1 protein-coding gene (cut by a window edge) is annotated in these 13,250 nt (G+C 70.6%); it reads right to left on the bottom strand.

The window, feature by feature from the left end; all coding sequences use genetic code 11:
* Positions 1–13,250, bottom strand: the 5' portion of a protein-coding gene (locus QMO76_RS31585; protein ID WP_306365015.1) for a non-ribosomal peptide synthase/polyketide synthase. 5,152 nt of this gene lie to the left of the window's left edge; only the first 13,250 of its 18,402 coding nucleotides appear in the window; it begins with the start codon at positions 13,248–13,250; its stop codon lies off the left edge, out of view.

Genomic DNA, 13,250 nt, shown 5'->3' with positions numbered 1-13,250 from the left:
GGGGCGGAGCCGGCGTCGGTGCCGATGCGGGCGGCCAGGTCCGATACCCGGGACGCCTCGAACAGCGTCCGCACGCCCACGGTCGCGTCGAGAATGCCGCCGATGCGCGCCACCGCCTTGGCGGCCAGCAGCGAGCTGCCGCCCAGGACGAAGAAGTCGTCGTCCGCGCCCACCTGGTCCGCGCCCAGCAGGTCCGCGAACACGCCCGCGACGATCTCCTCGGCGAAGGTGGCGGGCTTGCGGTAGGTGCGGGATTCGAAGACCGGCGCGGGCAGTGCCGCCTTGTCCAGCTTGCCGTTGACGGTCAGCGGAATGCGCTCGAGCACGACCAGGGCGGAGGGAATCATGTGTTCGGGCAGCCGTCGGGCGACGGCCTGCCGCAATGCGGCCACCTCGAGTTCGTCCGCACCCGCGGGCACCACGTAGCCGACGATGCGCGCCTCGTCCACGTCCTCGTCGCGCCGCACCACCACCGCCGCCTCCCGGACACCGGGCTCGGCCAGCAAAGCCGCCTCGATCTCACCGAGCTCCACCCGGAAACCACGCAGATTCACCTGCTGGTCGGCACGGCCGAGGTACTCGATATCGCCGGTAGCGGTCCAGCGAGCCAGATCCCCCGAGCGGTAGGCCAGCGCACCGGGCTCGCCGTAGGGATCGGCCACGAAGCGCGCCGCCGTGAGGCCGAACCGATTCAGGTAGCCGCGCGCGAGCTGCCCGCCGGAGACGTAGATCTCGCCCGGTACGCCGACCGGCACCGGCAGCAGCCGCGAATCCAGCAGGCGCATGGCCAGTCCCGGCAGGGCGCTGCCGATCACGCTGGCGCTGCCGGTGTCGGCCGGAATGGGCCGGTAGGAGGTGTGCACCGTGGTCTCGGTGATGCCGTACATATTCACCAGCACCGGAGACTCCGGATGCCGGGCGAACCAGTTCCGCAATCGCTGCGGCTCCAACGCCTCACCACCGAAGATCACATACCGCAGCGACAACTCGTCATCGGCCTCCGCATCCGCGGCGATCAGCTGATAGAACGCGGTCGGCGTCTGATTGAGCACCGTCACCCGCTCGGCGACCAGCAGCTCCCGGAACTGACGCGGCGACCGCGACGTGAAATAGTCGACCAGCACGATGCTGCCGCCGTGAAGCAACGCACCCCACAACTCCCACACCGAGAAATCGAACGCGTAGGAATGGAACATCACCCACACATCCGACGGCGTGAAAACGTAGTGGCGGTGCGTATTGTCCAGCAGGCGAATCACATTCGCGTGCGGTATCACCACGCCCTTGGGGCGGCCGGTGGAGCCGGAGGTGTAGATGACATAGGCGGCATTGGCGGGATCGAGCGGGGCGCGCCGGTCGGCGTCGGTCACCGGGGTATCGGCGTAGCCGTCGAGATCCACCGTGTCCAGATCGATGACCGGACCACCGAACCAGCCCGCGGGCAGACCCGCACCACCACTGGTCAACGCACACACCGGCCGCGCGTCATCGACCACATACTCGATGCGATCCGCCGGATAATTCGGATCGATGGGCAGATAACCACCACCCGCCTTCACCACCGCCAACAACGCCACCACCAAATCGACAGTCCGCGGCAAGACGACAGCCACCAGAGCCTCCGGACCGACACCCGCGGCAATCAACCGACGCGCCAACCGGTTCGAACGCACATCCAGCTCGGCGTAGCCGAGGGCGGCACCCTCCGCCCGCACCGCCACGGCCTCCGCATCGATCGCCGCGGCCCGCGCGAATCGGTCCGCGATGGTGTCACCGGCCGCGACATCGACTCCGGTGCGCGGCCATTCACGCAGGGCGCGCCGCTGTTCCTCGGCGCTGAGCAATGGGATGTCGCCGACCACGACGGTGCGATCGGCCGCCACCGCGGCCAGCACCTGTTCGAAGCGGCGGGCCAGCACGGCGATGCCATCGGCGTCGAAAAGATCACGCGCGTACGTGATCTCGAGGGCCATGCCACCGGCGCGGCCATCGGCGTCGATCTGTTCGGTGACGGTGAACTGGAGGTCGAATTTCGCGGTGCCGGTGTCGGCGTCCTCGGCGCGCACGGTCAGTCCGGGCAGTTCGAGGGTGGGCAGTGCGAAGTTCTGGAAGGTCAGAGCCACCTGGAAGAGCGGATGCCGGTTGCGCGCCCGCGCCGGGGCCAACTCCTCGACCAGCCGCTCGAACGGCACATCGGCGTGCGAGAGTGCCGAGATATCGGTCTCGCGCACCCGACCGAGCAGCGTGTCGAAACTCAGGCGCGGGTCGACCTCGGTGCGCAGGACCAGCGTATTGACGAACATGCCGACCAGACCGTCGAGCGCGCGTTCACCCCGCCCCGCCACCGGGGTGCCGATGGCGATGTCGGCGGTGCCGGACAGCCGTGCGAGCAGCACCGCCAGCGCCGCGTGCACGGTGCTGAACAGGGTCGCGTCGTGCTTGCGTGCCAGCTCGACCAACCCGCCGTGCAGATGCGAGTCGATATGCGACCGATGGGTTCCGCCACGTTCGGTGGCGACGGCCGGGCGCGGGCGGTCGGTCGGCAGGTCCAGATGGTCCGGCAGCCCCGCCAGGCGGGTGCGCCAGTACGCGAGCTGCCGCGACAGCGCCGACTCCGGTTCGGTGGCCGAACCGAGCGATTCCGCCTGCCACAGGGTGTAATCCGCGTACTGGATCGGCAGCGGCTGCCAGGCCGGGACCGTGCCCGAGCGGCGGGCGGCGTAGGCGGTCATGAGGTCGGCGGCCAGCGGGCCCAGTGAGACGCCGTCGGCGCTGATGTGGTGCAGCACCAGGGCGAGTACGTGCGTTTCCGGGTCGGCGTCGAGCCGCAGCAGTACGGCACGCACCGAGACTTCGCGGGTCAGATCGAAGCCGGTCGACACGAATTCCGTGACACGTTCGACTATTTCTTCCGCTGTGACGGTGAGCTCCGACAGCACTCGCGGCGCTGCGGCAAGAACCTGCTGATGCGGACCGTCCGGACTGTCCGGGTAGACGGTGCGCAGCGCTTCGTGCCGCTCGATCACATCGCCGAGCGCGGCCGCCAGCGCTTCGGTGTCGAGTGCGCCGGTGAGCCGGATGACCAGCGGGATATTGTCGGCGGCCGAATCCGCGTCGAAGCGATTGCGGAACCACATGCGCTGCTGCGCGTACGACAGCGGCAGCCGATCGGGACGCGGCCGAGCCACCAGCGGAATACGTTTCCCAGCACCGGAATTGGCCTCGGCGTGGGCCGCGAGGGCGGCGACGCCGGGATATTCGAAGACCGCGCGCACCGCGAGATCGGCGTCCAGCGCCGTGCCGATACGTGCCACCGCCTGCGCGGCCAGCAGCGAGCTGCCGCCCAGGGCGAAGAAGTCGTCGGCCGCGCCCACCCGCTCCACACCGAGCAGTTCGGCGAAAACGCCCGCCACGATCTCCTCGGCGACACCGCTGGGACGCCGGTAGCCGGTGGTCTCGAATACCGGCGCGGGCAGGGCGGCGCGATCGAGTTTGCCGTTGACCGTCAACGGAATACGCTCCAGCACGACCACGGCGGCCGGGACCATGTATTCGGGCAGCCGCCGCGCCGCCGCATCCCGCAGCGGTGCGGGGTCGACCGCGTCATCGGCCACCACGTAGCCGACGATGCGCGCCTCGTCCACGTCCTCGTCGCGCCGCACCACCACCGCCGCCTCCCGAACACCGGGCTCGGCCAGCAAAGCCGCCTCGATCTCACCGAGCTCCACCCGGAAACCACGCAGATTCACCTGCTGGTCGGCACGGCCGAGGTACTCGATATCGCCGGTAGCGGTCCAGCGAGCCAGATCCCCCGAGCGGTAGGCCAGCGCACCGGGCTCGCCATAGGGATCGGCCACGAAGCGCGCCGCCGTGAGTGCGGGGCGGCCGAGGTAGCCGCGCGCCAATTGGCCGCCGGAGACGTAGATCTCGCCGGGAACACCGATCGGCACCGGACGCAGGCGCGCATCCAGCAAACGCATCGTCAGTCCCGGCAGGGCGCTGCCGATCACGCTGGCGCTGCCGGTGTCGGCCGGAATGGGCCGGTAGGAGGTGTGCACCGTGGTCTCGGTGATGCCGTACATATTCACCAGCACCGGAGACTCCGGATGCCGAGCGAACCAACCACGCAACCGCTGCGGCTCCAACGCCTCACCACCGAAGATCACATACCGCAGCGACAACTCGTCATCGGCCTCCGCATCCGCGGCGGCCAGCTGATAGAACGCGGAGGGCGTCTGATTGAGCACCGTCACCCGCTCGGCGACCAGCAGCTCCCGGAACTGACGCGGCGACCGCGACGTGAAATAGTCGACCAGCACGATGCTGCCGCCGTGAAGCAACGCACCCCACAACTCCCACACCGAGAAATCGAACGCGTACGAGTGGAACATCACCCACACATCCGACGACCCGAAGCCGTAGTCGCCCTCGGTGTTGTCGAAGAGCCGCACCACGTTTCGGTGCGGTACGAGCACGCCCTTGGGGCGGCCCGTGGAGCCGGAGGTGTAGATGACATAGGCCGGGTGGGCGGGATCCAGCGCCGCGCGACGATCGCGGTCGGTCACCGGGGCCGCCGAGTAGCCGTCGAGATCCACCGTGTCCAGATCGATGACCGGACCACCGAACCAGCCCGCGGGCAGACCCGCACCACCACTGGTCAACGCACACACCGGCCGCGCGTCATCGACCACATACTCGATGCGATCCGCCGGATAATTCGGATCGATGGGCAGATAACCACCACCCGCCTTCACCACCGCCAACAACGCCACCACCAAATCGACAGTCCGCGGCAAGACGACAGCCACCAGAGCCTCCGGACCGACACCCGCGGCAATCAACCGACGCGCCAACCGGTTCGAACGCACATCCAGCTCGGCGAAGGTGAGCCGCTCCGCTCCGGCCCGCACCGCCACGGCCCCCGGATCGATCGCCGCGGCGGCGGCGAAACGGTCGGCCAGCGTGGCCGTCGCGTCCGTGCCCCGGGCGGTGGTCGACCACCGGTACAGCAGGCAGTGCCGCTCCCCCTCACCGAGGAGGCGGATATCGGCGATCGGCAACTCGGGGTAGGCGGCCACCGTTTCCAGCATCAGTTCGAAGCGCCCGGCGAGCATGTCGATGGTCGCCGCGTCGAAGAGATCGGTGGCGTAGGTGATCTCGATATCCAGGTCGCCGGCGTTCGGATCGGCCACGGTGAGCTGGAGGTCGAATCTGGCGGTTCCGGTCGTCACCGGCAGCGCCGCCAGGCGCAGGTCGGCCACCGCACCGGCGGGGAGACTGTGATTCTGGAAGGTCAGGGCGACCTGGAACAACGGATGCCGGTTCGCCACCCGGGCGGGGGCCAACTCCTCGACCAGCCGCTCGAACGGCACCTCGGCGTGGGCGAAGGCTCGCAGATCGGCGTCGCGCACCGCGGCCAGCAGTTCCACGAAGGAGCGCTCCGGGTCCACCTCGGTCCGCAGTACCAGGGTGTTGACGAACATGCCGACGAGATCGTCCAGCGCCGGTTCCCCGCGCCCCGCGACCGGCGTACCGATCGGGATGTCGCGCTGACCCGACAGTGCCGCCAGCAGTGCGGCGAACGCCGCGTGCACGACCATGAACAGCGAGGCGTGCCGACTCTCGGCGACTCGACGCAGCCGGTCGCGCAGGTCGGCGGACACGGTGAAGCGGTGCGCGGCTCCCCGCCCCGACGGCGCGGCCGGGCGCGGCCGGTCCGTGGGCAGGGCGAGCATCTCGGGCAACCCGTCGAGTTCGGCGCGCCAGTATCGGAGCTGTTCGGCCAGTATCGATTCCGGGTCGTCGGCGGCGCCGAGCAGCTCGCGCTGCCACAGTGTGTAGTCCGCGTACTGCACCGGCAGCGGCGTCCACTCCGGTGTGCCGCCGGCCCTGCGCGCGACATACGCGGTCAACAGATCGCGGGTCAGCGGCGCGATGGACCAGCCGTCGGCCGCGATGTGGTGCACCGCGACCACCAGCACGTGGTCACGTTCCCCGGTGCGCAGCAGGGTCAGTCGCAGCGGCACCCGCTCGGCCACCGCGAACGGTGCGACGGCCGACGCGCGAATCCGGTCGTCGAGTTCGGCGGGGTCGATCTCCGCTGTCACGAGGCCAACGGCCGCCGCTTCGACCGGCAGCACCCGCTGCCGCCCGATGCCGTTCACGGCCGGGTAGACGGTGCGCAGCGTCTCGTGGCGCGCGATCACATCGGTGACCGCGGCCGCGAGCGCGTCCCGGTCCAGCGCACCCTCCAGCCGCAGCGCGGCGACCAGATTGTCGGCGACGGAGGCGGAGTCGAAACGATTCGCGAACCACATACGCTGCTGCGCATAGGCCAGCGGCACCGTCTCCGACCGCTGCTGCGCCACCAGCGGCGGCCGCGGGCGCACAGCGCCGGGGGCGATGCTGTCGGCCAGGCGAGCCACGGTCGCATGCTCGAACAGCAGCCGGACCGGCACCTCCGCGCCCAACGCCGCGGCCAGCCGCGCCGAAATACGGGTGGCGAGCAGCGAATTGCCGCCGAGCGCGAAGAAGTCGTCATCGAGGCCGACCCGCCGCACGCCCAGCACCTCGGCGAAGATCTCCGCGACCGCGCGCTGCGCGGCGGTCACCGGGGCGCGATAGGCTGCGGCGCGCACTTCCGGCTCCGGCAGCGCCTTGCGGTCGAGTTTGCCGGAGGCGGTGAGCGGCATCTCGGGCAACCGTGTGTAGGCGGTCGGCACCATGTAGGAGGGCAGGGTCGCGCGCAGCCGCTCGCTCAGCACCTCGGCCACCTCGGATTCCGCGAGTTCGGTGACCACGTAGGCCGCCAGCAGTTCACCGGCGGCGTGGTGATGCACGGTCACCGCCGCCGCGCGCACCTCGGGCGCGGTCAGCAGCGCGGCCTCGATCTCACCGAGTTCGATGCGCTGGCCGCGCAGCTTCACCTGGGAGTCGCCGCGGCCCAGGTACTCCAGCGCGCCCGCGCGATTCCAGCGCACCAGGTCGCCGGTGCGGTACATGCGAGATCCGCTCGGGCCGAACGGATTCGGTACGAAGCGCGCGGCGGTGAGGTCGGCGCGACCGTGGTAGCCGCGCGCCACCTGCACACCGGACAGATACAGTTCGCCGGCCACCCGCACGGGCACCGGCCGCAACCGGGCGTCGAGCACGTAGACGTGCCCGCCGGACACCGCGCGGCCGATCGGCACCGGGCCGGACTCGGCCGGGTCGGCGGGAGCGTGGGTGGCGTGCACCGTGAACTCGGTGGGGCCGTACAGATTGTGCAGGGCGGCGTCGCTCACCCGGACGAACGCCGCGGCGGCCTCGCCGCCGAAAGCCTCACCGGCCACCAGAACCGTGCGCAGCGACGCGATGTCGGCCGGGGATACGGACCGGGCGAACACCGTCAGCATGGCGGGCACGAACGAGGTCATGGTGACGCCGTAGAGCGCGATGGTCTCCGCGAGGTAGGCGGTGTCGCGATGCCCGTCGTGGGCGGCGACCACCAGGGTCGCGCCGCACACCAGCGGGGCGAACAGTTCCCACACCGAGACGTCGAAGGTCGCGGGGGTCTTGAACAGCACCACGTCGGCGGGCGCGACGGCGTACTCCGAGCTGATCCAGGAGATCTGATTCGCCACCGAGGCATGCTGGACGGCAACACCTTTCGGCGTGCCGGTGGAGCCGGAGGTGAAGATGACGTAGGCCAGGTTCGCCGCCCGCAACGGGGCCCGGCGTTCCAGGTCGCTCACCGGATCGGCGGCGAAGGCGGAGAGTCCGGCGGTGTCCACGACCACCACCGCCACATCGGTCTCGGCCTCCCAACCGTCGTCCGAGGTGGTCAGCACGCAGACCGGCCGCGCGGTCTCGACCACCCGGCGCACCCGCGCCGTGGGCTGGTCGGGATCGACCGGCACGTACGCGCCGCCCGCGGTGAGCACCGCGTAGGCCGCCAGCACGAATTCGGCCGAGCGCCGCATCCCCAGCACCACCGGGGTGTCGGGTCCGACGCCGAGCGAAACGAGCAGCCGGGCAAGCCGGTTGACCTGTGCGGACATCTCCGCGTAGGTGAGCACCCAGGGGCCGTCGATGAGCGCGACGGCGGTGGGGCTGATCCGCACCTGCCGTTCGAAGGCCGCGACCACCGTGTCGGCGGTCGCAGCAGGTACGACATCGGGTCGATCAGGCACGACCGCCGCGGCAGCCCGTTCGGCATCCGGCGGTTCGGCCAGGACCTCCGCACCGGAGCCGACCACGCTCGCACCGGCAGGGTCGGCGTACACCGGTGCGACCGTGGCGCTCGCGGGGGTGTCGGCGAGACCGGCGGGAGCGGCGGTGGGGGCGAATTCCCGTGCGGCCGCGCCCAGCTGGAGAAGTTCGCGAGTTTTGTCCGCGTCCAGGAGCGGCAGGTCGGCCACCGGGGTGCCGGGGGCTCGGGTGATGGCGTCGAGCAGGCGCAGCAGATAGTGCGCGTACTCGGCGATGGTGGTGGAATCGAACAGATCCGTGGCGAAGGTGAACTCCGCCTGGATCCCCGCCGGTGCCGGACCTTCCCCGGGACCGGCACCGGCGAAGCTTTCGGTGACCGCGATCGAAAGATCGAATTTGGTCACTCCGGTGTCCAGGGTACCCGCCGTGGCAAGCAATCCGGGCAGTTCGACATCGATCCCCCCGGCGGCCGTCCAGGACAGCATCACCTGGAACAGCGGATGCCGGGCTCGCGAGCGTGCCGGGTTCAGCACCTCGACCAGCTGCTCGAACGGCACATCGGCGTGCGCGAAGGCGGCAAGATCGTCTTCGCGTACCCGGGCCAGCAGCGCGGAGAACGGAATTCGTCCGTCGACCGGAGTGCGCAGTGGCAGCGTATTGACGAACATGCCGATCAGTTCGTCGAGCTCCCGTTCCCCGCGGCCGCCGACCGGGGTGCCGATGACGATGTCGTCGGACCCGGACAGCCGCGCGAGCAGCACCGCGAGCGCGGCGTGCAGCAGCATGAAGGTCGAAACACCGTGTTCCTGAGCGGTTTCCGACAGCCTCACATGCAGACCGGTAGGTACTTCCAACAGGTAGGTGGCGCCGGCTCCGCTCGCCACCGCGGGACGCGGCCGATCCGAGGGCAGATCCAGCTGCTCCGGCGCGCCCGCCAGGGTATCGGTCCAGAAGCGCAGCTGCCGCGCCACCAGGGAGTGCGCGTCGGCCGGATCACCGAGTCGTTCCCGCTGCCACAGCGTGTAATCCGCGTACTGCAATGGCAGCGGAGCCCAGCCCGGCGCGTGTCCAGCACAGCGTGCCGCATAGGCGGTTGCCATATCCCGCGCCAGCACCGGCAGCGAGAGGCCGTCGGCGGCGATGTGGTGCAGCACCACCGCCAGCGCCACCTCCCGGTCGTCGACCAGGAAAAGCCGTGCGCGGAAAGGAATATCGCACTCCAGATCGAAGCCCTCGGCAGCGAAACGCCGCAACTCGCCGTCCAGCTCCCCGGAACCGACCGAATCGATCGCTGCATCCGTAGCGCTCAGCAGCGAATTCACTGCTCCCCCAGCCGAATCGGCCCGCTCTGGCACCGAGTCCACCGCGCGCGCTCGGCCTCCGGAGGTGGCCGTCTCAGGTTCATTCCCGCCCGGCTGCACCTCGCCCGCCACCGCGGCAGCGGATACCACCGGCACTCGGTCGAGCGGGCCTCGGGCGCCCGGCTCGGGCGGAGCGGGCAGGGCGTGGCTGGTCGGCTGTGCACCGCCGAAGAGGCCGCAGTCCGGGCCTTGCGTCCAGCGGGTATCCAGGAACGGCGAGACTTCCTCGGGAGGCAGCACGCGCTGGCACGCCCCGCCATCGGTATGTGGGAAAACCGTGCGCAGTACCTCGTGCCGCGCCACCACATCGGCGACCGCGGCGCGCAGCGCGGCGATATCGGCGGCGCCGCGCAGCCGCACCACGAACGGCATGTTGTAGTCGGCGCTGGAACTGTCGAGGCGGTTGAGGAACCAGATGCGCTGCTGTGCCGGAGACAGCGGCAGCACCTCCGGCCGCTCGCGCACCACCGGGCCCACCGATGCGCCGATCTCCGCGTCGGCATCCACGAAGCGCTGTTCGATCAATGCGGCCAGCGCCGCGACGGTGGTGGCGCTGAACAGCTCTCGCAGCCCGATCCGGCAGCCGAGTTCGGCGGCCAGCCGCGCCGACACCTGCGTGGCCACCAGGCTGTTGCCGCCGAGAGCGAAGAAGTCGTCGTCGCGTCCGACCCGCTCGTGGCCGAGCACCTCGCCCAGCACCCGCGCCACCGTCACCTCGACCGGGGAGGCGGGGGCGGTGTACTCCGCGGCGGTGCGGCGCGGCTCGGGCAGCGCCCGGCGATCCAATTTGCCGGAGCTGTTGAGCGGCAGTTCGTCCAGCAGCGAATAGCTGGTCGGCACCATATAGGGGGGCAGGGCGCGGGCGGCGGCGGCCCGCAGCCGCTCCTCGCTCACCGCGCCCGGGGCCGACGGCACCACGTACGCGACGAGCTGGTCGTCGCGCACCAGCACCACGGCGTGCGCCACCCGATCCACCGCGGCCAGCACCGTCTCGATCTCGCCGAGTTCGATGCGCAGGCCGCGCAGCTTCACCTGGAAGTCGGTGCGGCCCAGGTACTCGACCTCACCGCGGGTGTTCCAGCACACCAGATCGCCGGTGCGGTACATGAGTTCGCCCGGGGCCGCGAACGGATCGGCGACGAAGCGCTCGGCCGTCAGGCCGGGACGCGCCACGTAGCCCCGGGCGAGCTGAACCCCCGACAGATACAGCTCACCCGGGCTCCCTACGGGAACCGGTCGCAGACGTGAATCGAGCACGTACAACCGGGTGTTGAACACCGGCGCGCCGATCGGCGCGAATTCGGCGTCCCCGCCGGTCACCTCGTGGCAGGTGACCTCGACGGCGGCTTCGGTGGGGCCGTACAGATTGTGCACGCGGGCCCCGGTCAAGGCGGCGACGCGCAGCGCCGGACCCACCGGCAGCGCCTCGCCCGAGCACCATACGTGGCGCAACGTTCGAACTGCGTTGCGTCCCCCTGGGGCCGAGTGCGCGCCCGCCGTCTCCAGCGCGGTCACGAAGGCCGCCAGCATGGACGGCACGAAATGCGCCGAGGTGATGCCCTCGCGGCGAATCAGGTCCGCGATGTAGTCGGGATCGGTGTGGCCGTCCGGGCGCGCCAGCACCAGCCGCGCGCCCACCTGCAAGGGCCAGAAGAACTCGGGCACCGAGACGTCGAAGGTGAACGGCGTCTTCTGCAGGACGCGGTCGGAATCGGTCAGCGCCACATAGCCGTTCTGCATCCAGAGCAGGCGATTGACGATCGAGCGATGGCTGACCGCCACGCCCTTGGGGCGGCCGGTGGAACCCGAGGTGAAGATGACGTACGCGGTGTTCGCGGGGCGCAGCGGCGCGATGCGCTCGGCATCGGTCAGCGGCGTGCTCGGGTAGCCGTCGAGTGCGAGGGTGTCCACGCTGATGACGGGGGCGTCCAGGACCCCGGGCCGGTCCGCGGTCCGGGTGAGCACACATACCGGCCGCGCGGTGTCGAGGATGTGGCCGAGGCGCTCGGCCGGATGGTCCGGGTCCAGCGGTACGTACGCCCCGCCCGCCGCCTGGATGGCGTACATGGCGATCACCAGTTCGGGCGAGCGCCGCAGATGCAGGCCCACCAACGACTCCGGGCCGACGCCGAGCGAGATCAGATGCCGGGCCAGCCGATTCACGCGCGCGTCGAACTCGCGATAGCCGAGTTCGCACTCCGGTGCGTCCGGATAGCGCAGCGCCACGGCGTCGGGCGTCCGCCGCGCCTGCGCGGCGAACAGCGAGACCAGCGTCGCGTCCCGTCTCACCGGGCGGGCGGTGTCGTTCCAGGTGCGCAGACTCACCGTGCGCTCCAGCTCGGTGGTGACCGGCACCGCGCCGAGCGGCGACCGCGGATCGGCCCCGAGCAGCCGTTCCAGGAAGGTGACGAAACGGCCGTGGTGCCGCGCGATCTCGTCGTGGGTGTAGAGATTCGGATTCGCCTCGAGCTCCAGGTGCACCCGGTCGCTGTCGCCGTAGTAGACCTGCATGCTCAGGTCCTCCACCGGACCGCTGGTGAGCACGTGGTACCGGCCGGGGGCGTCGCCGAGGGTGAGATCGGCGTGGAACAGCATGATATTGGCCAGCGGCCCGTACAGCGTCCGTCCGCCGGGCCCGCCGTCGCGATCGGTGTCGCGGTGCATGTCCTCGAGCCGATAGCGCTGGTGGCGCAGTGCGCCCGCCACTTCCAGCCGGGTGGTGTGCAGCAGCTGCGCCCAGGTGGCGTCGGCGGCGATCGGCAGCCGCAGCGGCACGATATTCGACAGCATGCCCGCCGATCGCCGCATGACCGCCGTGGTGCGCGCCGTCACCGGCATGGACAGCACGGCCTCGGATCGGTCGGTCAGGCGCGCCAGATAGGCGGCGAAGGCCGCCAGCAGCACCACCGCCGTCGATGAATCATGAGTGGCCGCAAGTGAATTCATGGCCTCGGTCAGCCGCGGCGGCAGCGCGCGACCGTACCGGAGGTTGCCCGCGGCGGGCGCGGCCACGCGCCGCGACAGGGTGGTGGGCTCCAGCCCGCGGATGCGCTCGCTCCAGTAGGCGCGGTCGGTCGCGAAGCGGTCGCTCTCGCGATACGACAGCTCGCCCGCCACCAGCGACTCCAGCGTTCCGGACCGAACCGGTCCGGGCTCGGTGCCGCGCAGGTGCGCGGTGTAGCGCTCGGCCACCCGCATGGTGTTGGTGAGCGCGCCGAAGCCGTCGAGCACGATGTGGTGGGCCCGCATGTACCAGAACCAGCGGCGGTCGCCGACGCGCAGGACCGCTCCGGCGAACAGGCGATCGGCGAGCAGGTCGACCGGCGCGGTGGCGTCGGCGCGCATCCACTCGTGGGCGGCGGCGATCGGGTCGGCGGCGGCGCGCAGGTCGACGACCTGGTGTTCCACTGACAGCGAGGGGTCGACGACCTGCCGGGGCTCTCCGTCGATCTCGACGAAACGCACCAGGGCGGAACCGAATTCGCGAGCCGCGCCGACCAGCACCCGGTTCAGCAGCGCCGGGTCCAGCTCACCGGCCACATCCACGTACTGCGCCACATTGATCGGCACCTCCGGATCGAGGAGCTGCGCGTACCAGACGCCCAGCTGCGCCGGAGCCAACGGGAACGGCACGGGATCCGTCACCACCGGCTCGGCCCGCCGGGCCATTCCGACACCATCCAACTCCGTACCCTGCAC

It is taken from the genome of Nocardia sp. CC227C (assembly GCF_030767025.1).
Classification (GTDB): Bacteria; Actinomycetota; Actinomycetes; order Mycobacteriales; family Mycobacteriaceae; genus Nocardia.
The sequence above is the reverse complement of the archived record's forward strand: the minus strand, read 5'-3'. Positions and strand labels throughout refer to the sequence as shown.